This window comes from Glutamicibacter halophytocola (assembly GCF_001302565.1).
Lineage (GTDB): Bacteria > Actinomycetota > Actinomycetes > Actinomycetales > Micrococcaceae > Glutamicibacter > Glutamicibacter halophytocola.
This window is the reverse complement of record NZ_CP012750.1, coordinates 1,996,000-2,020,061: the sequence shown is the minus strand read 5'-3', so window position 1 is coordinate 2,020,061 and position 24,062 is coordinate 1,996,000. Positions and strand designations below refer to the sequence as shown.

24 protein-coding genes are annotated in these 24,062 nt (G+C 58.2%); 13 read left to right on the top strand and 11 right to left on the bottom strand.

Annotation, left to right across the window (positions count from 1 at the left end; translation table 11 throughout):
- Positions 1-16: 16 nt before the first annotated feature.
- Complete coding sequence (locus tag AOZ07_RS09280) at positions 17-862, bottom strand: 3-hydroxyacyl-CoA dehydrogenase (RefSeq protein ID WP_060701743.1); 846 nt, start codon at positions 860-862, stop codon at positions 17-19.
- Between the two features lie 310 nt (positions 863-1,172).
- Here AOZ07_RS09280 and AOZ07_RS09275 point away from each other — a divergent pair, with 310 nt between their 5' ends.
- Positions 1,173-3,590: an esterase-like activity of phytase family protein gene (locus AOZ07_RS09275; protein ID WP_236995158.1), complete on the top strand. Its 2,418-nt coding sequence runs from the start codon at positions 1,173-1,175 to the stop codon at positions 3,588-3,590.
- A gap of 87 nt (positions 3,591-3,677) precedes the next feature.
- On the opposite strand, the gene AOZ07_RS09270 is transcribed toward AOZ07_RS09275, so the two are convergent.
- Both AOZ07_RS09270 and AOZ07_RS09265 read right to left on the bottom strand, forming a co-directional pair.
- Positions 3,678-4,028, bottom strand: a complete 351-nt coding sequence (locus tag AOZ07_RS09270) for a hypothetical protein (RefSeq protein WP_060701741.1) — start codon at positions 4,026-4,028, stop codon at positions 3,678-3,680.
- Between the two features lie 82 nt (positions 4,029-4,110).
- Positions 4,111-4,851 (bottom strand): hypothetical protein, encoded by a 741-nt coding sequence (locus AOZ07_RS09265; RefSeq protein WP_060701740.1) that lies wholly within the window; start codon positions 4,849-4,851, stop codon positions 4,111-4,113.
- Between the two features lie 98 nt (positions 4,852-4,949).
- Between AOZ07_RS09265 and AOZ07_RS09260 the strand changes: the two genes are divergently transcribed.
- Positions 4,950-6,023, top strand: coding sequence for a PLP-dependent cysteine synthase family protein (locus AOZ07_RS09260; protein WP_060701739.1), 1,074 nt, complete (start codon positions 4,950-4,952; stop codon positions 6,021-6,023).
- Here the strand turns inward: AOZ07_RS09260 and AOZ07_RS09255 are convergent, their stop codons facing one another.
- On the bottom strand, positions 6,024-6,386 hold the full coding sequence (locus AOZ07_RS09255) for a cupin domain-containing protein (RefSeq protein WP_060701738.1): 363 nt from the start codon (positions 6,384-6,386) through the stop codon (positions 6,024-6,026).
- A 201-nt stretch (positions 6,387-6,587) separates the two neighbouring features.
- On the opposite strand from AOZ07_RS09255, the gene poxB reads away from it, so the two are divergent.
- From poxB to AOZ07_RS09220, 7 genes are all read left to right on the top strand, one after another.
- Positions 6,588-8,312 carry a ubiquinone-dependent pyruvate dehydrogenase gene (gene poxB / locus AOZ07_RS09250; protein ID WP_060701737.1) on the top strand — a complete coding sequence of 575 codons (1,725 nt, stop codon included), beginning with the start codon at positions 6,588-6,590 and terminating at the stop codon, positions 8,310-8,312.
- A gap of 75 nt (positions 8,313-8,387) precedes the next feature.
- On the top strand, positions 8,388-9,122 hold the full coding sequence (locus AOZ07_RS09245; RefSeq protein WP_060703393.1) for a YggS family pyridoxal phosphate-dependent enzyme: 735 nt from the start codon (positions 8,388-8,390) through the stop codon (positions 9,120-9,122).
- Positions 9,123-9,647: 525 nt separating this feature from the next.
- On the top strand, positions 9,648-9,878 hold the full coding sequence (nrdH, locus tag AOZ07_RS09240) for a glutaredoxin-like protein NrdH (protein ID WP_060703392.1): 231 nt from the start codon (positions 9,648-9,650) through the stop codon (positions 9,876-9,878).
- Positions 9,879-9,922: 44 nt separating this feature from the next.
- Positions 9,923-10,408 (top strand): class Ib ribonucleoside-diphosphate reductase assembly flavoprotein NrdI, encoded by a 486-nt coding sequence (gene nrdI, locus AOZ07_RS09235; protein WP_060701736.1) that lies wholly within the window; start codon positions 9,923-9,925, stop codon positions 10,406-10,408.
- Positions 10,405-12,543 (top strand): class 1b ribonucleoside-diphosphate reductase subunit alpha, encoded by a 2,139-nt coding sequence (gene nrdE, locus AOZ07_RS09230; RefSeq protein WP_060701735.1) that lies wholly within the window; start codon positions 10,405-10,407, stop codon positions 12,541-12,543. The genes nrdI and nrdE overlap by 4 nt, the downstream gene beginning before the upstream one ends.
- A gap of 222 nt (positions 12,544-12,765) precedes the next feature.
- Positions 12,766-13,740: a class 1b ribonucleoside-diphosphate reductase subunit beta gene (gene nrdF / locus AOZ07_RS09225; protein ID WP_060701734.1), complete on the top strand. Its 975-nt coding sequence runs from the start codon at positions 12,766-12,768 to the stop codon at positions 13,738-13,740.
- 581 nt (positions 13,741-14,321) lie between these two features.
- Positions 14,322-15,539, top strand: a complete 1,218-nt coding sequence (locus AOZ07_RS09220; RefSeq protein WP_060701733.1) for an FAD-dependent oxidoreductase — start codon at positions 14,322-14,324, stop codon at positions 15,537-15,539.
- Between the two features lie 77 nt (positions 15,540-15,616).
- Here AOZ07_RS09220 and AOZ07_RS09215 read toward each other — a convergent pair whose 3' ends face one another.
- Both AOZ07_RS09215 and AOZ07_RS09210 read right to left on the bottom strand, forming a co-directional pair.
- A complete protein-coding gene (locus tag AOZ07_RS09215; RefSeq protein ID WP_013349123.1) occupies positions 15,617-15,820 on the bottom strand; it encodes a cold-shock protein in 204 nt (67 codons plus the stop codon).
- A 622-nt stretch (positions 15,821-16,442) separates the two neighbouring features.
- Positions 16,443-17,360 carry an NAD(P)/FAD-dependent oxidoreductase gene (locus tag AOZ07_RS09210; protein ID WP_060701732.1) on the bottom strand — a complete coding sequence of 306 codons (918 nt, stop codon included), beginning with the start codon at positions 17,358-17,360 and terminating at the stop codon, positions 16,443-16,445.
- Positions 17,361-17,439: 79 nt separating this feature from the next.
- On the opposite strand from AOZ07_RS09210, the gene AOZ07_RS09205 reads away from it, so the two are divergent.
- Complete coding sequence (locus tag AOZ07_RS09205) at positions 17,440-18,015, top strand: helix-turn-helix domain-containing protein (RefSeq protein WP_060701731.1); 576 nt, start codon at positions 17,440-17,442, stop codon at positions 18,013-18,015.
- A 73-nt stretch (positions 18,016-18,088) separates the two neighbouring features.
- The gene (locus tag AOZ07_RS09200) at positions 18,089-18,907 is read left to right on the top strand and encodes a thioesterase family protein (RefSeq protein ID WP_060701730.1); all 819 of its coding nucleotides are present in this window, start codon (positions 18,089-18,091) and stop codon (positions 18,905-18,907) included.
- A gap of 7 nt (positions 18,908-18,914) precedes the next feature.
- On the opposite strand, the gene AOZ07_RS09195 is transcribed toward AOZ07_RS09200, so the two are convergent.
- Positions 18,915-19,520: a uridine kinase family protein gene (locus AOZ07_RS09195; protein ID WP_060701729.1), complete on the bottom strand. Its 606-nt coding sequence runs from the start codon at positions 19,518-19,520 to the stop codon at positions 18,915-18,917.
- A 95-nt stretch (positions 19,521-19,615) separates the two neighbouring features.
- On the opposite strand from AOZ07_RS09195, the gene AOZ07_RS09190 reads away from it, so the two are divergent.
- On the top strand, positions 19,616-20,347 hold the full coding sequence (locus tag AOZ07_RS09190) for a lipoate--protein ligase family protein (protein ID WP_060701728.1): 732 nt from the start codon (positions 19,616-19,618) through the stop codon (positions 20,345-20,347).
- A gap of 62 nt (positions 20,348-20,409) precedes the next feature.
- Here AOZ07_RS09190 and AOZ07_RS09185 read toward each other — a convergent pair whose 3' ends face one another.
- Entirely contained in the window at positions 20,410-20,688 is a 279-nt protein-coding gene (locus AOZ07_RS09185; protein ID WP_060701727.1) for a mycoredoxin, read from the bottom strand.
- A 125-nt stretch (positions 20,689-20,813) separates the two neighbouring features.
- Here AOZ07_RS09185 and AOZ07_RS09180 point away from each other — a divergent pair, with 125 nt between their 5' ends.
- Positions 20,814-21,542 carry an SOS response-associated peptidase gene (locus AOZ07_RS09180; protein WP_084793198.1) on the top strand — a complete coding sequence of 243 codons (729 nt, stop codon included), beginning with the start codon at positions 20,814-20,816 and terminating at the stop codon, positions 21,540-21,542.
- On the opposite strand, the gene AOZ07_RS09175 is transcribed toward AOZ07_RS09180, so the two are convergent.
- The 3 genes from AOZ07_RS09175 to AOZ07_RS09165 form a co-directional block, all read right to left on the bottom strand.
- On the bottom strand, positions 21,539-22,051 hold the full coding sequence (locus AOZ07_RS09175; protein ID WP_171919768.1) for a hypothetical protein: 513 nt from the start codon (positions 22,049-22,051) through the stop codon (positions 21,539-21,541). The genes AOZ07_RS09180 and AOZ07_RS09175 overlap by 4 nt on opposite strands.
- A gap of 114 nt (positions 22,052-22,165) precedes the next feature.
- Positions 22,166-22,795, bottom strand: a complete 630-nt coding sequence (locus AOZ07_RS09170) for an MBL fold metallo-hydrolase (protein ID WP_060701724.1) — start codon at positions 22,793-22,795, stop codon at positions 22,166-22,168.
- Positions 22,795-23,880 (bottom strand): S-(hydroxymethyl)mycothiol dehydrogenase, encoded by a 1,086-nt coding sequence (locus tag AOZ07_RS09165; RefSeq protein ID WP_060701723.1) that lies wholly within the window; start codon positions 23,878-23,880, stop codon positions 22,795-22,797. The genes AOZ07_RS09170 and AOZ07_RS09165 overlap by 1 nt, the downstream gene beginning before the upstream one ends.
- Positions 23,881-24,062: the final 182 nt, after the last annotated feature.

Here is a 24,062-nt window from a genome sequence, read left to right as displayed (position 1 = left end):
GGGCGGTGCGTGCAGGTCAGTTGTACTTGTAGAATCCTTCGCCCGTGGCTACGCCAAGTTTGCCGTGATCGATGTATTCGTTTTTCAACAGCTCGGCGAACTTCTTGCTGGTTTCATCTCCATGGCTGGAGATGTGATAGGCGGTATTCAATCCAACGATGTCGTAGATTTCAAAGGGTCCGTAAGGGGCGCCAGTACCCAGTTTCCAGGTCGTGTCGATGGTGGCGGCGTCGGCAACTTCGTTGACCAATAGGTGGCTGGCGGACTCCAGGAATGGAACGAGCAGCGAATTGAGCACATAGCCTGGTTGTTCCTTGAGCACACGGATGGGGACCAGCCCGGTGCGTTCTGCAAAATCGACCACAGCCTCGTAGGCTTCAGCGCTGGTGCTGGCTGTGCCCATGACTTCGCCGGTGTTGTTCTTCCAGATGTTGTTGGCGTAGTGCAATGCCAAGAATTTTTCAGGCCGGCCGGTGAACGGCGCGATGTCCGAGGGCAGCAATGTTGAGGAATTGGTCGCAAAGATCGTGTGCTGAGGAGCGAGCGCGGCCAGCTTTTGGTAAGTCTGTTCCTTGATTTCCAAGTTTTCCGGAACAGCTTCGATGACCAGGTCTGCGCCTTTGACGGCTTGGGCCAGGTCTGTGGTCAGCTGGATTGATTCCCGAGCCGCTTGGGCCTTGGCAGGGTCGCCAAAAAACGAGGCATATTCGGCTACCAGTGCATCGAGGCGTCCGGAGGCTGCGTGAAGGGCTTCATCGCTGATGTCGAAGCCAATGGCTGGCAGCCCGTGGTAGGCGGTTTGGAAGAGGATCTGTGAACCGAGAACCCCAGTGCCCAGCACGGTTGTATTTGTCAGTTGCATGTTAATCTCCTTGAAAATTGAAGTTTCATTGTGAGTCTGCGCTTTTAGTTGAAGCGATGCAACTAAATGTGAGGAGCGGAACCATTCGACATGTACCGTCCTGCCGGTGTCCGCTTTTCGTTCATCAGCAATTAGCCCGCTACTGAGAATCTTGGGAGGAAACAGCTAGAACTTCATAAGGGAGAAGCCGGTGCATCGCGCTGCAGGTAAAAGTATTGGATTAGTCGCGGCTGCGATCCTAGCCGCCAGCATTAGCACCCCCGCCAGCGCTGACAGCAGTGAATATTTTGAGCGGGTCGCCACATATCCGGTGTACGAAAACCATCCGGATGGCGCCGAAGGAACCACGGCGGCAGAAATTTCCACCGTTTCCGAAGATGGCAATACCCTGATCTATTCGGACGCACTCTCGAGAAGTGTCGGTTTTGTCGACATTTCTGATCCGTCGAAACCTCAAGGCCTGGGACTTCTGGGATTGCACCAACTTGGCAGTGCCGAAGACGAGCCAACGAGCGTTGCAGCCTACGGGCCGTACGTGTTTGTTGTCGTCAATACCTCCGCAAGCTACAGCGAACCCTCCGGACGGGTGGACGTTGTGCGCATCGCAGACCGCTCGCTCGTGCATAGCTTCGAGTTGCCCGGACAGCCGGATTCCATCGCAATCTCCAAAGGCGGCGCGTATGCGGGCATCGCCATTGAGAACGAACGCGATGAGGATGCCGGCGACGGAGGGCTTCCCCAAGCGCCTGCCGGTTCCGTGGCCATCCTGGATCTCAAGTCAGGCAGCCCAGAAGAGTGGAATCTGCGCGAAGTCCCATTGACTTCTGGAACACCAAGCGATCCCCAAGCCTTGCCGCTCTTGGCAAAAGCCGGCCTGGACACCCCACAGGACCCGGAGCCAGAGTATGTGAGCATCAATTCTGAAAACCAGCTGGCGGTAACCCTCCAAGAAAACAACGGCATGGTGCTTATCGACATGCCAAGCGGCAAGCTCACGCGGGCTTTCAGCACCGGCACTGTCGACCTTCAAGGGATCGACTCGACCGACGATGGCCAACTCGATGCCAAGGGTTCTCTGCACGATGTTCCGCGAGAACCGGATGCTGTTGCCTGGCTCCGGGACCGCTATTTGGCCACCGCCAATGAAGGCGATTGGAAGGGCGGGAGCCGCGGCTTTTCGATCTTTGATTCACGCACGGGAAAGGTTGTTTGGGACTCCGGAAATGCCCTTGAGCAACTCGCGCTAGCCCAGGGCCTCTTCCCCGAAAGCCGTGCGGACAAAAAGGGCGTCGAGCCTGAAGGCCTTGCTATTGCACAGTTCAACGGCGTCGACTACGGATTTGTTGCCGCAGAACGGGCGAACTTTGTCGCCGTCTATGACCTGTCCAATCCAAAGTCTCCGCGTTATGTACAGATTTTGCCCAGTACCAACGGGCCAGAAGGGATCCTGCCCATTCCAGAACGCGGACTGCTTGCGGTTGCTTCTGAAACCGATGAGGACGATGTGCGTTCCGCGCTCAGCCTCTACTCCTTCGGAGCCGACGAGGCGCAATTCCCGCAACTTGTATCAAACCGGAATTCGCTAGTCCCCTTTGGGGCGCTCAGCGGGCTGAGTCCTGACCCGAAAGATCCAGGCAAGCTCTATGCGGTCAGCGATAACGCCTATGCGGCACAGATTTATGGCATCAGCCTTGGCAAGCCGGCAACCGTCGACCTCTCGATTTCCGTCACCGGTGCAAGCGTGGAACTGGACCTTGAAGGTCTGGCTGCACGTGAAGACGGCGGTTTCTGGGCAGCTCATGAAGGAGCCGAGGGAACTGGGAACCTGCTGGTGAAAATCGATGATTCTGGTGCGGTGGTTGAAGAAGTCGCATTGCCGGAAGATGTTGTCGGGCCGCTTCAGAAGCAAGGCCTGGAGGGCGTGGCGGTGCGGGGAAGCGGTGATGATGAGCAGGTGATCTTCGCATTGCAACGCGAAGTCCCGGGCGAGTCATTTGTCCGCCTTGGCAAATATCTTCCTGCCACCGGCTCGTTTAGCTGGTATGGGTACCAGTTGGATCAGCCAGCCGAGGATTCCTGGAATGGGCTCTCGGAGATCACAGCGCTGCCGGACGGCTCCTATGCTGTCATCGAACGTGACAACCAGGTAGGTCCAGCAGCTCAGCACAAGGCGGTATACCAAGTGGAACTGCCCGGGAGTGAAGCCAAGGGTGCCGGTGCAGGCGTAGCCATGGTGGACAAGAAGCTTGCTTTCGATGTCTTGCCGGTGCTTGAAGCAACCCGCGGATGGACCCAGGAGAAGCTTGAAGGCCTGGCCGTGGCAGGGGAAGAAGTCTATGTTGCCACTGACAACGATGCGGTAGATGACGCCACCGGCGAAACTGTCTTCGCCTCTCTGGGCAAAGCATCAAGCGTCTTCGACCTTGAATCCGATAGTCCAGCCCCAACGCCGGAACCAAGCGAATCATCGCCAGTGCCGTCGCCTTCGGAGGATGAAGCAGAGCCTGGGCCGTCGCAGCCTGCGCAAGAACCCGAGACGGAAGACCAGGATTCGACCTCGGGAGAATCAAGCAGCGTTGATCCGGAAAAAGTTGTGCAAGCCGAACCAGAGGGGAATCTGGCAGATACCGGTGCCGATAGCTTGTGGCTGATCCCAGTCGGACTGGTGGTCGCATTGCTCGGTGCGGCCGCGGCATTCAAATCAGCGCGTGAACGCAGAGCCAAATAGCTCGGAGGGAAAATAGCGCAAAAACGCCTCAAGGCGTGGCATCCATGGATGCCACGCCTTGAGGCCATAGCCCTGGGGCTGGAAAACCTAGTTCTTCTTCTGCGCCTGGGAGAGAACCACGGCCGCTACTGCCGCGACAATCAGCGAGACAATCAGGAACTTGCCTCCCTTGCAGGACTTCTCCTTCGGCGCCAGATTCTTCTGCGCGGTCTGGACGGCATTCTGCACAGAGGTGCGTGCACGCTGGGCAGCCTTGGAATTTCCGGTGACGTTTTCGATCAGGTGGGAACCTGCCTTGCTGATGGCATCAGCATTGACACTGGAAACAGCCTCCGTCCAGCCGCCACGGATTTCCTTGGGCAGCTCTTCCTTGGCAGCCTTGGCGAGTTTCGCCAACGACTTTTCAACTTCTTTAAAGCTCTTAGCAGTCTTCGACATGTTTTCCTCTCTGATGGACCTTTGGGCCTCGCCTTCCACACTATCCAGACAGGGGATGGCTCTCAAGCGTACGGCGTTGCGCTCAGTGAGAACTCAGGATTCGCCGGATGCGGGTGCGCAGTGCGCTGAGCAGGCATATCAGCATCAGGGCTGCGGCGACGAGGCAAACGGTGGCAAACACCGGAGAAGTGTCGTGTCCCGAGTATCGATCAAGAATGATCCAGGCCAGAACCCACAGCGCTCCGGCATTCAGATAAATGCCCATCGGGTTCTTGAAGGTGACCGCGCACAAAAACAGGGCGAGCAGGATCAACGCCAGCGCGCTGGCCCCCTTGAACATCAACGCATCCGGGTTGCCATGGTGCATTGCGGCGAAGGCCAGTGCCTCGGCAACGATAATGACCGACAACCAGCCGGCGAAGAGCCCGAAGCACGCCCTGGTGACCCAGCGGTCAATGTGCTGCACCAGAACGCTGCGGTCAATGGCCAGCACAATGCGGGCCAATACCGCCAGCAGCGCCAGGCCGGCAATCAGGCTCACGCCGATCAATCCGCGTTGCAGGCACAAGACCCACATCGCGTTGAGCAGCACCATGCCCAGGACCCAGGGGCGGATCTTCCGGTGTATTTCGATGTGCCAGCGCGATAGTCCCTGCCAGATTGCATACGCGCCCAGCGCCGCCATCAACCCAAGCCAGGGGATCTGCCCGATGAGCGGCACCGAACTGGCAGTTGCGTCCTGGCCTAGCCAGCCGCCGGCAATATCCTCAAGGGCGGGAGCGGTGAGCACCGCCCAAACGGCCCAGCCTAGTCCAAGGAGCATGAGCGCGGCATAACCACCAGAAACCAGCTTTAATTCCACAATTTTGAATTTATCACGCCGGCTGTGTTCTGGCACGATGCCACCGCTACAGTGGAAGAATGACTGATCTTTGGGTGCGACATGCAATTTCCCAGCTCAACGCCGACGCGAATCGCAGCGCCGACACTCACCTGCTCCGCTTCGAACTGCCCGCCTCGTGGGGGATCGAACTGTATTTGAAGGATGAATCGGTGCACCCCACCGGTTCGCTCAAGCACCGGCTGGCCCGCTCGCTGATTCTCTATGGCCTGGTGAACGGGCGGATCACCGAGGGAACCACCTTGGTGGAAGCCTCCAGCGGCTCAACAGCGGTCTCCGAGGCCTACTTCGCCCGGATGCTGGGACTGGATTTCATCGCCGTGGTTCCGGCCTCGACGAGCACCGAGAAAATTAATCTCATCGAGTTCTATGGCGGACGCTGCCATTTGGTCGACGGGGCCGGGCAGGTTGATGCCGCGGCTCGCGAATTGGCCGCAGAATCCCAGGGGTACTATCTGGACCAGTTCACCTATGCCGAACGGGCCACCGACTGGCGCGGCAACAACAATATCGCCGAATCGGTGTACGCGCAGATGTCCGCCGAGCCGCATCCGATCCCCAGCTGGATTGTCGTGGGAGCTGGCACCGGCGGCACCAGCGCGACCTTCGGCCGGTACGCCCGCTACAAGCAGCATGAAACACGCATCTGCGTCGCCGATCCCGAAGGCTCCTCCTTCTATGAAGGGTGGCGGACCGGCAACCTGGCGTACGCCACCGGCACCGGGTCGCGGATCGAAGGCATTGGCCGGCCCAAGGTTGAAGCCTCCTTCATGCCCGGGGTGATCGATCACATGGTGCAGGTTCCCGACGCTGCCTCGTTGGCGGCCATGCATTTCCTGCGGGCCACCACGCGCTACTTCGCTGGCGGTTCCACCGGCACCAATCTGTATGCCGCCTTCGGGATCATCGCCCAAATGCTCCAGCGCGGGGAACAGGGCAGCGTGGTCACGCTGATCTGCGACTCCGGCGAGCGCTACGCGAACACCTATTACAACCAGCAATGGCTCGAGGAGCAGGGCTTGGACCTGGCGCCGTATACCGGCCAGCTGGAGCGGTTCATCGAGAAAGGCGTGTGGAACAGCCCAGAACGCTAGCTAGCTGGTGCGGGATGCGGGCATCAGGCCGGTGGTGTTCTTGCGCTGGTGCACCGAGAAATAGCCCAGGCCGCCGTCGCCGGCGATGAACTGGCGCTGGCTGTGCGCGGGCAGGTAGATGATGTCTCCGACCGCCAGGTCGATCTGCCCGCTGTCGGTGCGCAGCACCCCCGAGCCGGCGAGGACATGCAGCAGCACATCCAGCGCTGGCCCTTGATGCTGCCCGATCTGCTCGCCGGGAGCCAGCGAGATGACGTTGGCATCCAGGCCCCGTTCTGCCGGCTCCAATTTCCACAGCGCCCCATTGTGCTTTCCGATGGGAAGTTCAGCGGTGTTGGCCATGCGGCGCGGTTCGTTGCTCATGGCACCAGCCTAGCCATGCGGCGGCGCTCTTTTGCGCCATGGGCCAGCTGGATCGTGGGCCGCACCGGTGATGTGTGGCGCGACACCTGGGAGTGTGTCTGGCGGAACCCGGCTTGGCGCCGCAAATCCATGGCACAAGGCAGAACCGCGCAGTAGGGTGGGCAATAGACCCACTGGAAAATTGTGTGCAGGAGGAATGTTTTGCCTAACGTAGCCGACCACCTGATTGAACAGCTCGACACCCAGGGGGTGCGCCGAATCTACGGCATCCCGGGCGACTCGCTCAATGGCCTGACCGATGCCTTGCGGGAGAACGGGCACATGGAATGGGTGCACCACCGCCATGAGGAAGCTGCCGCCTTCGCCGCCGCGGCTGAAGCCGAAATCACCGGGGAGCTGGCAGTCTGCGTGGGCTCATGCGGACCGGGCAATCTGCACCTGATCAACGGGCTCTACGACGCGAATCGCTCCCGGGTTCCGGTGCTGGCCATTGCGGCGCAGATCCCCACCGAGGAGATCGGCTCCAACTATTTCCAGGAAACCAATCCGGTGGAAGTTTTCCGCGGCTGCTCGGTCTACGCAGAGCAGGTTTCCGACGTCAAGCAGATGCCGAGGATCTTGCGCATCGCCATGCGCGAGGCCATCGAAAAGCGCGGGGTCGCCGTGCTGGTGATTTCCGGAGATGTCGCCCTGTCGGAAATGGAGCGCACCGCCACCCAGCGCATCGCCAAGACCAGCCCCCGGGTCCTGCCCAATGAGCAGGAGCTGGAGCAGGCCGCGGAGATCCTTGAGGAGTCGCGGAAGGTCACCATCCTGGCCGGCGCCGGGGTGGCCGGTGCCCATGACGAGGTGATCGCGCTGGCGGACAAGCTGGCGGCCCCGATCGTGCACGCCATGCGCGGCAAGGATCATATCGAGTACGAGAACCCCTTTGATGTGGGGATGACCGGCCTGCTGGGCTTTGCCTCAGGGGCCAAGGCCATCGCGGAGTGCGATGTGCTGCTCATGCTGGGCACCGACTTCCCGTACCAGCAGTTCTATCCGCAGGATGCCACGATCATCCAGGTGGATATCCGCGGCGAGCAGATTGGCCGCCGCACCCGGGTGGATGTTCCGCTGGTGGGCACGGTGAAGGACACTGCCGCCGCGCTGAATGCGCTGCTGCCGGTGCAAACGCATCGCAAGCACTTGGATAATGCCTTGGAGCATTACCGCAAGACCAGGGCCAAGCTCGATGAATTGGCCACCGGATCCAAGCCGGGCGCGGCCATTCATCCGCAATACCTGGCCAGGCTGATCGACCAGGCCGCTGATGAGGACACGATCTTCACCGCGGATGTCGGCTCGCCGGTGATCTGGGCGGCCCGTTACCTGACGATGACCGGCAAGCGGCGGGTCCTGGGCTCCTTCAACCATGGCTCCATGGCCAACGCGCTGTGCCACGCGCTCGGCGCCCAGGCGATCGACCGCAAACGGCAAGTGATCGCCTTTGCCGGCGATGGCGGGTTGTCGATGATGCTCGGCGAGCTGCTGACCGCGACCCAGAACAAGCTGCCGGTGAAGATCGTGGTCTTTAATAATTCCTCGTTGAACTTCGTCGAGCTGGAAATGAAGGCGGCCGGATTCGTCACCTATGCCACCGACCTGCACAACCCGGATTTTGGCGCCGTTGCCACCGCCGCGGGGTTGAAGGGGTATCGGGTGGATGACTCCGCCCAGCTGGAATCCACCATCAGGGAGTTCTTGGCGCACGATGGGCCCGCGGTGCTCGACGTTGTCACCGACCGCCAGGAGATGTCGATGCCGCCGAACATCAAGCTGGAACAGGCCAAGGGCTTTGCGCTCTACGCCATCCGCACGGTGCTTTCGGGACGCGGAGACGAATTGCTGGATCTGGCGAAGACCAATTGGCGGCAAATGTTCTAGGCGTTTATGCCTATGCTTGTTGCTGGCGCCTTTTTGGCGCCAGCAACACTTTTGCAGATCGAGAAAGTTGGCGTTTTGACTTCGCAACCAGCTGCCGCCCATGCGGCTACTACCGAGGATTTCATTCGCAACCTGGCAGCGGTCAACCAGCGCATCGCCGCCGCGTGCACTGTTGCGGGCCGCGAGGCCGGCTCCGTGCGCTTGCTGCCGGTGACCAAGACCATCGGCGTCGAACGCCTGGAACTGGCTATTGCCGCCGGGGTGGATACCTTGGGGGAGAACAAGGTGCAAGAGGCGCAAGGCAAGTACGAGAGCTTCCATGAGCGTTTCCCGCACCTGCGCTATGCCGTCATCGGCCCCCTCCAGACGAACAAGGCGAAGTTCGTGGCGCAGTTCGCCGACGAATTCCATGCCCTGGACTCCTTGAAGCTTGCCCAGACGCTGCAACGCCGCCTGGAGCTGGAGGATCGCACGCTGGAAGTCTTCATCCAGGTCAATACATCCGGCGAGGAAAGCAAATCGGGGGTTCTGGCTTCCGAGGCCGCCGGGCTGCTGGCCTCCTTGGCGCCGCTGGATCGGCTCACGCCCGTGGGGCTGATGACCATGGCGGCCAACACCACCAACGAGCAGCAGGTTCGCAGCAGCTTCGCCTCCTTGCGCCACACCTTGCAGCAGCTGCAGCCAGAAGCCCCTGAGGGCTTCAAGCACCTGTCGATGGGCATGAGCGGCGACTATGAGCTCGCTATCGCCGAAGGCGCCACCGTGGTGCGTGTGGGCCAAGGGATCTTCGGAGCACGCAACTACGCCTGAATAACGGGTGGCCTGGCGTCCACCTAGGTGCAGCGCAAAGGGCGGACAGCTGGAAACAGCTGGCCGCCCTTTGCGCTGCGTTGTGCACAGTGCGAGCGCAGGGCGCTCAAACTGTCGGTCGTGCGAGCGAAACTATATGTAGTGGCAGCCCATGGGAGGGCGCAACTAGATATGGGAGTGGAACACGCCGAGGAACATCTCACAACAAGAATTTTTAAACCACATGCGCCAGCGGCAGGGCTGTGGACAAAGTTCGGCAGACCGCGAGAAATCGCGGTTTAAACGGGGTCGAATATCCACAGTTCCTGTGGACGTTGTGGGGGAAGAATGACATACTTGTAATACATCATGTTGTGGCCGCTTGACCGGCAAAACACAACATGTAGTATTGAACCCGTTGGTGCGGCTCGCACCAGTAGCACCTCGGAAACCGTGTTTTTGAGGCATCCGAAAGGACAGCTGGGACTTTCCCTCAACAAGAGGGAATCCGGCCAACATCAAGAATTTCTAAAGGGGATCAGGGACATGGCCATCACGGTTTACACGAAGCCTTCCTGCGTTCAGTGCAACGCTACTTACCGCGCGTTGGATAAGAAGGGTGTCGAGTACAACAAGGTTGACATCTCACAGGATGCCACTGCCTTGGAGCACGTACGTGGCTTGGGGTACATGCAGGCACCTGTCGTCGTTACCGACGATGATCACTGGTCGGGCTTCCGCCCAGACAAGATCGAATTGCTGGCTCCAGCCAACTAGAGCACGAGCCCATTCCGCTCACTTTGCAGTGGAGGCGAAAGAGGATGTCACCCACAGCTCTTGCTGACAAGCAGAACGCTGAGGCCCGCGAACCAGTCGAGTTCACGAAATCGAATCTGATCTACTTTTCATCGGTTTCGGAGAACACCAAGAGATTCGTGGAAAAACTTGAGATGGATGCGGCTCGGATTCCGGTTTTTGCGACCGAACCGCAGCTCATCTCCACTGCTCCGTATGTATTGCTCATCCCCACCTATGGTGGAGAACGAGGCAAGCATTCAATTGTCCCGCAAATTATGAAGTTCCTGCGGCATGACGAAAATCGGGCAAACCTTCGCGGTGTAATCGGCGCGGGAAACACAAACTTCGGCGAGTACTACTGCATCGCGGCTAAGCGTATTGCCCAGAAATGCAGCGTACCCGTACTTTATACATTCGAACTTATGGGAACCTCGGAAGACGTTCTCAACGTCAAAGAAGGGCTTGAAACCTTTTGGACACCAGCGTCGCAGAATTGGCAGGAACGATGACGAGCTCAAAGGAGCTCCCAGCCCAGTTCCAGGGCTTGAGCTACAACGATCTGAACGCCATGCTGAACCTTTACGGTCCAGATGGAAAGATCCAGTTCGAGGTGGACCGCTATGCAGCCCGCCAGTACTTCCTGGATCACGTGAACAACAACACCGTGTTCTTCCACGATCTTGACGAGAAGCTCGAATACCTCGTGAAGCACGAATACTACGAGCGCGAAACGCTTGACCAGTACTCGATGAACTTCATCCGCGACTTGTTCAAACACGCCTTCAACAAGAAGTTCCGATTCGAAACCTTCTTGGGCGCGTTCAAGTTCTACACCTCGTACACCCTGAAGACTTTTGATGGCAAGCGCTACCTGGAACGCTACGAAGACCGCGTATGCATGGTTGCCCTGCACCTGGCTCGTGGCGACGAGAAGCTGGCTACCCAGCTGGTTGATGAAATCATCGACGGCCGCTTCCAGCCTGCAACCCCTACCTTCCTCAACGCCGGCAAGGCGCAGCGTGGCGAACTGGTTTCCTGCTTCCTGCTTCGCATTGAAGACAACATGGAATCGATCGCCCGTGCAGTGAACTCCTCGCTGCAGCTGTCCAAGCGCGGCGGCGGCGTGGCCCTGTCGCTGACCAACCTGCGTGAGCACGGTGCACCGATCAAGCAGATCGAGAACCAATCCTCCGGCGTCATCCCTGTAATGAAGCTTCTGGAAGATTCCTTCTCCTACGCTAACCAGCTTGGCGCACGCCAGGGTGCCGGTGCCGTGTACCTGAACGCACACCACCCTGATATCTACCGCTTCTTGGACACCAAGCGCGAGAACGCGGATGAGAAGATCCGCATTAAGACCCTGTCGCTGGGTGTTGTCATCCCGGATGTCACCTTCGAGCTGGCTCGCAAGAACGAAGACATGTACCTCTTCAGCCCGTACGACGTGGAACGCGTTTACGGCGTGCCATTCAGCGAAATCTCGGTAACTGAGAAGTACTACGAGATGGTCGATGACTCGCGGATCAAGAAGACCAAGATCAGCGCGCGTGAATTCTTCCAGACCCTGGCAGAGATCCAGTTCGAGTCCGGCTACCCGTACATCATGTTCGAGGACACGGTGAACAAGGCCAACCCGATTGCTGGCCGCATCACGATGTCGAACCTCTGCTCGGAGATCTTGCAGGTTTCCTCGGCTTCCGAATTTGGCGACGACTTGAGCTACTCCAAGATTGGCAAGGACATTTCTTGCAACTTGGGCTCGATGAACATTGCCAAGGCCATGGACGGCAAGAACCTTGCCGGTTCGGTGGAAATTGCCATTCGGGCATTGAGCGCAGTGTCGGACATGTCCTACATCGCTTCGGTACCTTCGATTGCCGACGGCAACAAGAAGTCGCACGCTATCGGCCTGGGCCAGATGAACCTGCATGGCTTCCTTGCCCGCGAGCACATCTACTACGGTTCCGAAGAAGGCATCGATTTCACCAACATCTACTTCTACACGGTCCTGTTCCACGCCTTGAGCGCATCGAACAAGATCGCCATGGAACGTGGCGAGACCTTCGATAATTTCGAGAACTCGAAGTACGCGTCGGGAGAATTCTTCGACAAGTACACCGATCAGCAGTGGGCGCCGGCCACCGAGCGCGTGCGCGAACTCTTCGCAGACATCCACATTCCTACCCAGGAAGACTGGAACGCTCTGAAGGCTTCGATTATGGAGCACGGCATCTACAACCAGAACCTGCAGGCTGTGCCTCCCACCGGTTCGATCTCGTACATCAACAACTCGACTTCCTCGATCCACCCGGTCGCAGCGAAGATCGAGATCCGCAAGGAAGGTAAGATCGGCCGCGTTTACTACCCGGCTCCTTACATGAACAACGAGAACATCGATTTCTACGAGGATGCCTACGAAATCGGCTACGAGAAGATCATTGACACCTACGCCGCTGCAACCCAGCACGTAGACCAGGGCTTGTCGCTGACCTTGTTCTTCAAGGACACCGTCACCACTCGTGACATCAACAAGGCCCAGATCTACGCATGGCGCAAGGGCATTAAGAGCCTGTACTACATTCGCCTGCGCCAGATGGCTCTGGAAGGCACCGAAGTTGAGGGTTGCGTTTCCTGCGCACTGTAACCCGGAACTTCAGGCTGCGGCCAAGGCCTTAGCCAATTGAGCAACCAGCTGCCAATTCTCCAAGAGAATTGGCAGCTGGTTGTATTTAAATGCCTAGTCAAAGGCGATAAGACGGCAAGAATCACAGAGTCAAAGGTTATGTTTTAAGGCGCAGAAGCGGTAGGATTTAAGCCAGTCTGACTGTATATTTTTTGCATATTTTCTGCTGATCGATGAGGGGCAATGACCGAGAAGATTCAGCTCACCCACAAGGTTGAAGCTATCAACTGGAACCGTATCCAGGACGAGAAGGACGTGGAGGTATGGAACCGCCTCGTTAATAACTTCTGGCTTCCCGAGAAGGTGCCGCTGTCCAACGACATCCAGTCGTGGGCGACCTTGACCGAAGATGAAAAGCTGCTGACCATGCGCGTGTTCACCGGCTTGACCTTGCTGGACACCCTGCAGGGAACCGTTGGCGCGGTCTCGCTGATCCCGGATGCGATCACCCCGCATGAAGAAGCCGTGTACACCAACATCGCCTTCATGGAATCGGTGCACGCCAAGAGCTACTCCTCGATCTTCTCGACCTTGGCCTCGACCAAGGAAATCGATGAGGCTTTCCGCTGGTCCACGGAGAACGTGAACCTGCAGAAGAAGGCGCAGATCATTGAGAGCTACTACCACGGTGAAGATCCGCTCAAGCGCAAGATCGCCTCGACCCTGCTCGAATCGTTCCTGTTCTACTCGGGCTTCTACCTGCCAATGCACTGGTCCTCGCACGCGAAGCTGACCAACACCGCAGACTTGATCCGCCTGATCATCCGTGACGAGGCTGTTCACGGATACTACATCGGCTACAAGTTCCAGAAGGGCTTGGAAGGCGCCAGCGAAGAGCGCAAGCAGGAACTGAAGGACTACACCTTCGAGCTGATGTTCGAGCTGTACGAAAACGAAGTCCAGTACACCCATGATCTTTATGATCCAGTAGGCCTGTCCGAGGACGTCAAGAAGTTCCTGCACTACAACGCCAACAAGGCCCTGATGAACCTGGGCTACGAGGCAATGTTCCCTGCAACCGTCACCGACGTCTCGCCAGCCATCTTGGCTGCGTTGAGCCCGAACGCCGACGAGAACCACGATTTCTTCTCGGGATCCGGTTCTTCCTACGTTATCGGCAAGGCAGTGAACACCGAGGACGAAGACTGGGATTTCTAGTTCAGAATCCTAGAATGGCCTGAATCGGCCAACCAGCGGCCAGGACTTGCAGCATTCTGCAAGTCCTGGCCGTTTTTATGCCCATTTATTGGCAGCGGTGAACCAATAGTATTTTGTGAAAATTCAGGAAGATCTGCGCGGGTATCCTTGGCACCTTTGTGCGGAGGAAGAAACGGGGAAAACACCCGGCGATGCACGATTTGCGGCTAGTCAATCAGCGGTTGGGCCCGGCACCTAGGCTTTCGCCTGCTGGCTAAGACGCAAAGATGTTGCGGCTTCAATGCCGTCTATTCCGGCCTGGTGGAAGCTTGAACCATTTCTCCATATTAAAAGAGGGCAACGGATCGCTGCCAGAGACGAGCGATATGCTGTTGCGGGAGCAGTCGAGTCCCGTCGTATTAATGCGCCCGCCGTCGAATAATGCTGTTTGAGCCACCCGCTGTGCCACGCTCACGGGTAGGGCACGGCAATTCCTCTGCAAGTCCCAGGCCAACTCATCCTGAAAGCGCTGTGTGCACTATTCAGGCGAGGGAATTGGTGACAAGGTGGAAGCCAGTAGACAGCTTCCGAAAGGAATACCGATGAAGTCCGCCACCAGTTGCATCATCGTTGGGGGAGGGCCTGCCGGGATGGTGGCAGGCCTCCTGCTGGCACGATCCGGAGTTCCCGTGACGGTATTTGAAAAACATGCTGATTTCCTCAGGGACTTTCGTGGAGATACTATCCACCCATCTACATTGCTGTTGCTCGATGAACTTGGATTGATGAATCAGTTCGAGCAGATCAAGTTCAATAAGGTTACGCAGGCGCAATTTCCCGCTCAGGACGGTTCACCTGTCACAGTGGTGGACTTGTCGAAGCTGCAACACCCGTATCCATATATCGCCATGGCTCCCCAATGGGATTTTCTGGATCTTTTAGCGCGCGCTGGTGAGGCAGAAGAGCTTTTTGAACTTCGCTTGAATTGCGAGGTCACCGATGTGCTGAGCGAATCGGGAAAAATCGTTGGGGTTCGATATTCTGGGCCAGATGGCGATCACGAGTTGAGGGCCGGGCTGACTATTGCAGCAGACGGCAGGTGGTCGCGTGTTCGTGATTCTGCTGCTATTGCGATGAAAGAATTTTCGGTCCCGATTGATGTTTGGTGGTTCAAAGTCCCTGGCAAGTTGAAACGCCAATATACGTTGTCGCCAGCATTCGTGAAGGGCCGAATGTTCGTTTTGATCCCGCGAACCGGTTATGTGCAGACTGCAATGATCTTGCCTAAGGGCAAGGATGCTGAATTGCGAAGCCTGGGTGTTGATCCTTGGCGCCAATCGATCACGAAGGCTGCCCCAGAGCTGGTAGAGGGAGTCGCTGGCTTGAGCCTCGAAGATGCGAAATTATTGGACGTTAAACTGAATCGAGCGCGAAAGTGGTGGCAGCCAGGGCTGTTATGCATTGGGGATGCGGCGCATGCGATGAGTCCTGTCGGGGGAGTAGGCGTGAATTTGGCTGTTCAAGATGCAGTAGCAGCAGCACGTCTTCTGGCAGAGCCACTACGCACGTCAACGCTGGATGATCGGCATCTGGCCAGAGTGCAGCGTCGGCGAACTGTGCCCACCTTTGTTGTGCAGGGCATGCAACGAGTAATGCATAGAGGGCTGAAGCAAGTACTGCGGGGAACAGCCGAGATAATCTTGCCAGCTCCGGCAACTATGATTTTTCGGCGTTTTCCTCGGCTGTCGGCGATACCAGCCCGTTTGCTTGGCGTAGGCGTTCTGAGGGAACGACCGCCGGCCAGGGCACGCCGAAACTGAATGAATGGCCGGGGTTAAATGCAACAAAGGTGCAGTTCCAGCCCTTGCGGGGGAACTACACCTTTGAAGAAAGTCTCTTAGCGAGCCTGAATGTTGGTAGCCTGTGGGCCCTTTGGACCAGCTTCCAGGGTGTACTCAACGGTCTGGCCCTCTTCGAGGCTACGGAAACCGAAGCTCTGGATAGCGCTGTAGTGTGCGAAAACGTCAGCAGATCCATCCGAAGGAGCGATGAAGCCGAAGCCCTTTTCAGCGTTGAACCATTTCACGGTGCCAGTGGCCATAGTGTTATTTCCTTATTTATTGATTGGCCACGTTGTGGCCCGGTTGCCGATTCGAAGTTCCGAATCGGAAAATTTGGGGGTTACCTCGAGCAGAGCTGTCGAGAACTATTCGCCTGCCGTCGATACGGAGAATCGAATACTGATTTTGCCGGTACCGGCCAAAACGGGTGTCGCTGCACTAGCTTAAACATCATCGGAATCCAGGCTGCTAACGGGTAATGACCCCACGCTAGCGGAGTAGAACAAGGAATCCACAGAGGCACGACGTTGAGAAGCGTCGAGATGTTTTATCTGCAGTGAAGAAGAGAAGATGAAGAATTCGTTTCGATAGGAGTTCAATCAATCCGAAGATCGGTGAACCGATTTGTATTGCACAGACGATTTGTTGGCTGTGCTACAAATCCTACTGCTAACACTTGCTGGCGGGTGAATCACACCTGCAAGCGTCGAGGTAACAATTCAACCCTACCATTGATCTGCTCGATGTGTGAAGTGATGAGTACAACGTTGGCGAGTCTGCGTACGCTGTGCGGCGGGATGGGGCGCCAAATGAACTATCCCGCCACGCCTGGCGGTTGTCCAGCATGGCGGGATAGCTGCTGCATGTCGAAGAGTGCGCTTCCTACGGTTTTACTAGTTTTGAGTTGAGTAGGTCGGCGTTGATAGCAGCGCCAGCCAGAGTGCCAGAGGCCGCGGCCGCCATGACCATTGCCCCTAGGTTGCTTGCGTTGCCGACGGCGTAGACCCCAGGAACCTCGGTGGCACAGGTCTCGTTGGCTTTGATGAATGTGCCAAGCGGATGTTCGCTTAGTTCGCCACCCAGTGACAGGTAGAGGTCGGCATTGGCGTCCATTCGGCTGGCTACGATGAGCGATTGGGCCTGAAGTCGTTCGCCATTATCCAGCTTGGCGGCCTTCAGCTGTCCCGACTGGCCGAATTCCAGGTCCTGGATTGCGTGGTTGACCACTGGAATGCCAAGGTCGGCCAAGAGGGCCGCTCCTTCCTCGCTCAGCTCAGAAGGGGCATGATTAATGAAGGTGATCTTGGAGCTCAATTGCTGGAACATCATGGCTTGGTGCGCGCTCATGGGCCCGCAGCCGATGACAAGGATTTCCTGATCTCGAACTTCCCACCCATGGCAATAAGCGCAGTGGATTGCGGAGGTTCCCCATGCTTGCTGAAGGCCAGGAATCCTTGGAAGTTCATCCTTGAGCCCGGTGGCTAAAACGATGCGTTCGGCGCTAAACACCTGATTCCCGGCGTGAACCATGAATCCTTCGTCAAGCGATCCTGAGAGTGAATCCACCGTACCGGCCGTGATGCGGGCACCGTAGTTTTGGGCTTCCACGCGACCTCGTTCCAATAACTTCAATGGGCTGGTGCCTTCCTGCCCAAGTACGTTGTGCGCGTGTTCTGCGGGCTCATTACGCGGGTGCCCTTCATCGATCACAAGCACGCTTCGTCGCGATCGCGCTAGGGCAACCGAAGCTGCAAGTCCTGCGCTGCCGCCGCCAATGATGATTGCTTCGAAATGTTCCATGATATTCCTCCCGGGTATCTTGATTGATCAGGTTCACAGGCTATCGATATTTTGCGCGTGGAGGTGTAGTCTTTTGCGCATGACGCAAGAATTAGATGTGGACCAGATTATTCGCCATCGCATTCGCACGCTGCGCCAGAATCGCGGCTGGTCCCTGGAAGCCCTGGCTAGCAAGGCGCAACTCAGCGTTTCGACCTTGAGCAGAATTGAAACCGGCAGCCGGCGCATCGCCTTGGACCAGCTGGTACCGCTGGCCAAGGCGCTAGAGACAAGCCTGGACGAGCTCGTTGCCACCTCCGAAGCCGAGATCATTATTCGCCCGGAGCCCATCACCATGCCTGGGATCACCCTGTGGAAGCTGTCCACCGATGACGCTGTCAACGGCGTGAACGTCTCGAAAATGCGCATCGACCCGTCCAAAGCTCCGGCGCCAAGCGAATTGCGCATCCACCCTGGGAAAGAATGGTTCACAGTGCTGCTCGGAGAGATCCAGCTGCAGCTCGGGGAACGCACCTATCACGTGAAAGCCGGTCAATCAGCCCAGTTCGACACGATGACGCCGCATGCGATGTGGGCAAAGAATGGCGTTGCCGAAATTCTGGGCATTATGGACAGTGCCGGTCAGCGGGCGCACGAACACGATAAAGATCGGTAATCTATTGATTTCAGTTGCTCTTGGATAACCTGAGTGCATCGCAAATGATTTTCATAAGGCCAGGAGGGCAGCAATGACGCACCAGCTCGCTGAGGAACTCGACAGGATTCTCGCCAAGGGCGACTTTTATTTTGAATCTCTGGGAGAAGGCCGGTACCGCTCGTCATGGCATGCCCAAGGCGCATGGAATGAGCATGAACAGCATATGGGGCCAGCTTCTGGAATCCTGGCCTATGCGCTGGAAAACTTTGAGCCACGTGACGACATGCGTATCGCCCGGCTGAGCTTTGAGATCCACGGTTTAATACATGCCGGAGAATTCGAAATCACGACACGAATGATTCGCCCCGGCCGCACCATCGAGTTGGTCGAAGCTGAAATGACCGCCAAGGGGCGGACCAGTATTGTCGCTCGTGCCTGGCGCGTGATTACTGGCGACTCAAGCGCCGTTGCCGGGATCGAGGACGCTAAAATTCCTGGCCCGGAAGAATGCGAGGTCCAAAAGATTAGCGAACGCTGGCCGGGCGGGTATATCCGTTCTATTGAACTGCGTTCGAATGACGACTGGCGTCCAGGCAGGGGAATCGCTTGGCTGCGCACCGACTACGCGCTGGTTGATGCCTTGGATGCTTCGGATATGGCCAGGCTCGTGGGAATGATCGACACCGCTAACGGTGTGGCGCCTCGTGTCGAGCCGAATGAGGGAACCTGGATTTATCCAAATCTCGATTTGCAGATCCATATGTATCGGCAGCCTGCCGGATCTTGGCTGGGGCTCGACGTCCAGCAAAGTTACGGTGCTGACGGAATCGGCCTAACCTCGACGGTGCTGCACGATGAAAGCGGACCATTTGGCCGGGCCGAACAGATCTTGACCGTACGTTCGCGCTAGGGACAGGCTATGACGCGGAAAGCCGGGCGAGCAGCTTTTTGAGCTCAGGCTTGGACTTCAAGACGAACTGGCGTTCGCGGTATTTTTCGCGATCCGCTCCATGTACTCGAAATAGCGCGTAGCCTCGCTTGAGCAGGAAAAGGATCGGTTTGCGTCGTTGCGCCACGTCGCGAACGAAGCGTCGAATTCCGGTCACCAATGCCGGTTCGTCAACGTAGTAAGCCTGTACGTTGATCCCCTTTTCGCGTAGCGGTTCAAGCAGCTCGTAGAGGAAAATTCCTTCGGCGACGATGGGTCCGTTGCTGGAGCGGATTTCCCTGTGCCCGCTGTAGCTGGAGGTGGCGATCGAATAGTTGGGAACCATGGTGCTTCCGTTTTCCAGCAACTCATCGATGGCCTTCAGGGCAGCTTCCTTGTTCCATGTGCCCGAATGGTCCCAGTCGATTTCTCCGTAGGCCGTACGGGGGAATGCAACGGGGTTGCCGTCTTCGCTGATCTGCCGGTAGTACTCATCCAGCGGCAGATGCGGATTACCGTATTTGGAGGCGAGATAGGACTTGCCCGATCCGGAAGGTCCGCCGATCAGGATGACAGGGGTGGAAGAATTTGGCACGCCTTTTATTATGGCCCAAATTTGCCGCTGGGCAGCACGCGAGCACTGTGACATCAACTCCACCGGCGGATAACTGCTGAATTAGACTCAGGAGTATGAGTTTGTTCAATCCTCAGTCGGATGCGCCGTTGACACTGGAATTCGAAGAGCCTAGCGGTGATCCTGCAGCAGATTTGGAACGTGGTGTCCAGCTGCTGCGCGAAGTCCAGTCGGCAGACCGCGGACCGAGTTTGCGCCTGTACCGTCCCGACCCCACCCTGGCTTTTGGGCAACGCGATGTTCGCCTGGCGGGCTATGAAGCTGCCCGGGAAGAAGCTGCGCAACGGGGATTTGCCCCGTTGGTGCGCAAGGCTGGCGGGCGCGCCGCGGCATATCACCAAGGAACGCTGATCGTTGACCATCTTGAGCCGGAGCATGAAGCGGTGATGGGGCAGCGGCGCCGTTTTGAGGTTTTTGCCGATATTTATGCCAGGGCGTTGACGCGCCTGGGTGTTGATGCCCAGGTTGGCCCCATCCCGGGGGAGTACTGCCCTGGGGAGCACTCGGTCCATGGCCTGCCGACGGCAGATTCTCCTCGCAGCTACCCGGTGAAACTTGTCGGCACGGCTCAGCGAGTAGTGGCTGGTGCGTGGTTGTTCTCATCCGTTTTTGTCGTCGAGGATTCCGAGCCCCTGCGCGAGGTGCTTGACGCGGTGTACCAGGCGATGGATGTGCCGATGGATCCCTCGACGGTTGGCGCTGCCAATGATCTGGTGGGCACGGTGACCACCGAACTCTTCATCGCAGCCCTGCTTGCGGAATACCGCGAACACATCAGCCTGGTCTAGTGTTCGGAGCAGCAAAAAATCGGTGCCTGATTTTTTCAGGCACCGATTTCTGGTTTTAATTCCTAGGCGCCGACGCGCTCGACGACTTCTTCAATCCGGGGATTAGTGGCCGCGGTGCCGTCCGGGAAGATCAAGGTCGGGACGGTCTGGTTGCCGTTGTTGAACGACTCGACGATCTCTGCGGTGCCCTCGACTTCCTCAATGTTGACTTCGGTGTAGGCCACGCCCTTCTGATCCATGAGGCGCTTGAGGTTGCGGCAGTAACCGCACCAGCTGGTGGTAAACATGGTGACCCCGCCAGTGGCAGGAACGTACTGGTCAAGGTTCAATTCGTTGCTCATGCTAGATGTAACGGCACCGCTGTCCGCTTTGTTCCCGGCTGGGGCAGAAAACTTCGCTGATTTCTTCCATTCCGGTAGCTAGACTGGTGAACAGATTTCCCTGTGCCGGTGCAAAGGAGCGGATGATGTGCGGACGGTATGTGATGGCCAAGGCGATCGGCGATTTGGTGGCAGAAGCCGAAGCCGAAGCGGATGCCAATCTGGAGCTGCGCCAGTCTTGGAACGTCGCCCCGACCACCGATGTGCCCATTGTGCTCGAGCGGCTGATTGACGATCAGCTGCACCGCCAGATCCACGTGGCCCGCTGGGGCCTGGTGCCCGGGTGGGCGAAGGAACTCTCGGTGGGCGTGCGCGCCTTCAACGCGCGCAGCGAAACCGCCAGCAGCAAGCCGACCTTCCGCGCCGCGGTGAAGAAGCGCCGCGCGGTGGTGCCGGTGGAAGGCTACTACGAGTGGAAGAAGGAAGGCAGCAAGAAGCGCCCCTTCTTCGTGCACCGGGAGGACGGGAAGCTGATCTTCTTTGCCGGGCTCTATGAGTGGTGGAAGGACGAGGATGGCAGCTGGATCCTTTCAACCTCGATCATGACCATGGATTCCCCGTCGGCGGAGGAACCCGGGGTGCTGGGGGAATTGGCCGGCCTGCACGATCGCCTGCCGATTCCGCTGGACCATCAGATGATGGGCCGCTGGATGAACCCGGCCGAGGAAGATGGCGAAGGGCTGATCGAGCAGATCCGTGCCCAGGCTTTTGATGTCGCCTCCGCATGGACCATGCACGAGGTTGATACCGCGGTGGGCAACGTGCGCAATAATTCGCCGCAGCTGATCGAAGAGCACAGCAACTCGCTGTTCTAGTCGCTGGCAGCTGATCCGGTGAGCGCGGAACTGTGCCGCAATCCCAGGTAGCTGGCGGCCAGGAAAGTTCCGGCGGCTATCCCCAGTTTGCCCAGGACCAGGGTTGCGCTGGCCGGATGGAATTCTGATTTGCTCAACGGCGCATAGGCAAACCAGCCAAAGGTCCGGACCTGGTTGTAGTCCCATATCATCGCTGCCACGCCTGCTGCCGCCAGCAGCAGTCCTGCAACCAGGAACCAGGCTTTGAAGGGAGCGAGCTGGCGAAGCAGCGATCCGGCGGCAACGCCTAGCGCGCCAACGCCGAGCAATGCCAGAACCCAGCCGATGATTTCGGCGGGACCCGGGCCAATGTAGAACCCAGAGCCAGCTTCCAGCGGTTCATAGGATCCGATGTAGAGAATGACTTCTTGCTGGCTATCCCACCAGAGCACGGCGATGCCGGCAATTAAGAGCATTGCGGCGGCAATGAGCAATGGAAACACGGGTTTGCGGCGTTTAAGTGCAGGCATGGGATTAATCTTGCCACGCCAGCACTGCTGAAACACTGATTCTCTGTCAGAAGAAATTAAAGCGCAGGGGCAGTCGACCGCCATGGCCGACTGCCCCTGCCCTGCAGCACGCTGCTAGTGCCCGCGCTTGATCCATTCCTCCAGGTTCGGCGCCTCGGCGCCGATGGTGGTGGCATCGCCGTGGCCGGTGTTGACTACGGTCTGCTCGGGCAGGACCAGCAGCTTGCCGCGGATCGACTCGATGATCGTCTCGAAGCTCGAATAGCTGCGGCCGGTAGCCCCAGGGCCGCCGTTAAACAGCGTGTCGCCACTGAACAGCACACCCAGGTCTTCTGCGTAGAAGCAGGTGGAGCCAGGCGAATGCCCGGGGGTGTGCATCGCGGTGAGCGTCGTGCCAGCGATGGTGAAGGTGTCCCCATCGCTGATTTCCGCGTCCACGTCGCGCTCGGGATAAACAGCTTCCCAGAGCATGCGATCCTCCGGGTTGAGGAACAGCGGTGCATCGACAATGTCCGAGAATTCGCCGGCTGCGCGGATGTGGTCATCATGTCCGTGAGTGAGCAGAACTGCCATCACCTCGCGTTCGCCGACGGCTTCCTGGATCTTCTCGATATCGTGGGCCGGGTCGATGACCATCACTTCCGAATCGTCGCCGATGATCCAGACGTTGTTGTCCACGTCCCAGGTGCCGCCATCCAGGGAAAAGGTGCCGGAAGTGACGACGTTCTCGATACGTGCGGACATCAGAGTTCCACCACCGAGCGCAGTACGGTTCCTTCATGCATCTTGGCGAAGGCTTCTTCGATCTGGTCAATGGTGATGCGCTCGGTCACGAAGGAGTCCAGGTCCAGGCGGCCCAGCTTGTACTGCTCGACAAGCATTGGGAAGTCGTGGCTTGGCAGGCAATCGCCGTACCAGGAGCTCTTCAGCGATCCGCCGCGGCCGAATACATCGAGCAACGGCAGCTCCAGCTTCATCTGCGGGGTGGGCACGCCCACCAGTACGACGCGGCCGGCAAGGTCACGGGCGTAGAACGCCTGCTTGTAGGTTTCCGGGCGGCCCACTGCGTCGATGACCACGTCGGCGCCGAAGCCGCCGGTTAGTTCCTGGATTGCTTCGACGGCATCGACCTTGGAGGAATCCACGGTGTGGGTGGCGCCGAACTTCTTGGCGCCTTCCAGCTTGTCTGCGTTGACGTCCACCGCGATGATGGTGGTCGCGCCGGCCAGCTGCGCGCCGGCAATCGCTGCCGCGCCCACGCCGCCGCAGCCGATGACGGCCACGGATTCTCCGCGCTTGACCTCGCCGGTGTTGATGGCAGCTCCGATGCCAGCCATGACACCACAGCCGAGCAGGCCTACGGCAGCTGGATCGGCGTCCTCATCCACGATGGTGCACTGGCCGGAGTGGACCAGGGTCTTTTCGGCAAAGGAGCCAATGCCCAAAGCAGGGGAAAGCTCGGTGCCATCTTCGAGGGTCATCTTCTGGGTGGCATTGAAGGTGTTGAAGCAGTACTTCGGCTGGCCCTTGGCGCAAGCGCGGCACTGGCCGCAGACTGCGCGCCAGTTCAGGATGACGCGGTCGCCGACGTTGACGTTGGTGACGTTCTCGCCGATCTGGCTGACCACTGCGGTGGACTCGTGGCCCAGCAGGTAGGGGTACTCGTCGCCGATTCCACCGAGCTTGTAGTGCAGGTCGGTGTGGCAGACACCGGTGGTGAGCACGTCAACGACTACTTCTCCGGGACCTGGGTCCGGAACGACGATGTCGACGACCTCCACCGGCGCGTCCTTGACGCGGGAAATAACGGCTTTGACCTTATGAGGCATGGGATTTAACTCCTGGAACGATGGACTGTTGCTGTCTCGATGCTATCGGTGCGTTGGATGCGAATCGAGCATTGGGCCGATCATGACCCGGAAGTTTCGCGCAGAGCCTATGCGAACGGGCAATTGCTCAGCCCTCATCCGGTTCTTTTGCCGTGGTGCGCAAGATTCCTGCATCCTGTGCA

What these genes read in the sequence shown, in the direction of transcription:
- AOZ07_RS09265 (WP_060701740.1), bottom strand. Translation starts at nt 4,851, where the DNA reads ATGCTCCTTGGACTAGGCTGGGCCGTTTGGGCGGTGCTCACCGCTCCC.
- AOZ07_RS09190 (WP_060701728.1), top strand. Translation starts at nt 19,616, where the DNA reads ATGAGTTTGTTCAATCCTCAGTCGGATGCGCCGTTGACACTGGAATTC.
- nrdF (WP_060701734.1), top strand. Translation starts at nt 12,766, where the DNA reads ATGACCGAGAAGATTCAGCTCACCCACAAGGTTGAAGCTATCAACTGG.
- AOZ07_RS09185 (WP_060701727.1), bottom strand. Translation starts at nt 20,688, where the DNA reads ATGAGCAACGAATTGAACCTTGACCAGTACGTTCCTGCCACTGGCGGG.
- AOZ07_RS09270 (WP_060701741.1), bottom strand. Translation starts at nt 4,028, where the DNA reads ATGTCGAAGACTGCTAAGAGCTTTAAAGAAGTTGAAAAGTCGTTGGCG.
- AOZ07_RS09205 (WP_060701731.1), top strand. Translation starts at nt 17,440, where the DNA reads ATGACGCAAGAATTAGATGTGGACCAGATTATTCGCCATCGCATTCGC.
- AOZ07_RS09260 (WP_060701739.1), top strand. Translation starts at nt 4,950, where the DNA reads ATGACTGATCTTTGGGTGCGACATGCAATTTCCCAGCTCAACGCCGAC.
- AOZ07_RS09180 (WP_084793198.1), top strand. Translation starts at nt 20,814, where the DNA reads ATGTGCGGACGGTATGTGATGGCCAAGGCGATCGGCGATTTGGTGGCA.
- AOZ07_RS09200 (WP_060701730.1), top strand. Translation starts at nt 18,089, where the DNA reads ATGACGCACCAGCTCGCTGAGGAACTCGACAGGATTCTCGCCAAGGGC.
- AOZ07_RS09170 (WP_060701724.1), bottom strand. Translation starts at nt 22,795, where the DNA reads ATGTCCGCACGTATCGAGAACGTCGTCACTTCCGGCACCTTTTCCCTG.
- AOZ07_RS09215 (WP_013349123.1), bottom strand. Translation starts at nt 15,820, where the DNA reads ATGGCCACTGGCACCGTGAAATGGTTCAACGCTGAAAAGGGCTTCGGC.
- nrdH (WP_060703392.1), top strand. Translation starts at nt 9,648, where the DNA reads ATGGCCATCACGGTTTACACGAAGCCTTCCTGCGTTCAGTGCAACGCT.
- nrdI (WP_060701736.1), top strand. Translation starts at nt 9,923, where the DNA reads ATGTCACCCACAGCTCTTGCTGACAAGCAGAACGCTGAGGCCCGCGAA.
- nrdE (WP_060701735.1), top strand. Translation starts at nt 10,405, where the DNA reads ATGACGAGCTCAAAGGAGCTCCCAGCCCAGTTCCAGGGCTTGAGCTAC.
- AOZ07_RS09255 (WP_060701738.1), bottom strand. Translation starts at nt 6,386, where the DNA reads ATGAGCAACGAACCGCGCCGCATGGCCAACACCGCTGAACTTCCCATC.
- AOZ07_RS09175 (WP_171919768.1), bottom strand. Translation starts at nt 22,051, where the DNA reads ATGCCTGCACTTAAACGCCGCAAACCCGTGTTTCCATTGCTCATTGCC.
- AOZ07_RS09165 (WP_060701723.1), bottom strand. Translation starts at nt 23,880, where the DNA reads ATGCCTCATAAGGTCAAAGCCGTTATTTCCCGCGTCAAGGACGCGCCG.
- AOZ07_RS09210 (WP_060701732.1), bottom strand. Translation starts at nt 17,360, where the DNA reads ATGGAACATTTCGAAGCAATCATCATTGGCGGCGGCAGCGCAGGACTT.
- AOZ07_RS09280 (WP_060701743.1), bottom strand. Translation starts at nt 862, where the DNA reads ATGCAACTGACAAATACAACCGTGCTGGGCACTGGGGTTCTCGGTTCA.
- AOZ07_RS09220 (WP_060701733.1), top strand. Translation starts at nt 14,322, where the DNA reads ATGAAGTCCGCCACCAGTTGCATCATCGTTGGGGGAGGGCCTGCCGGG.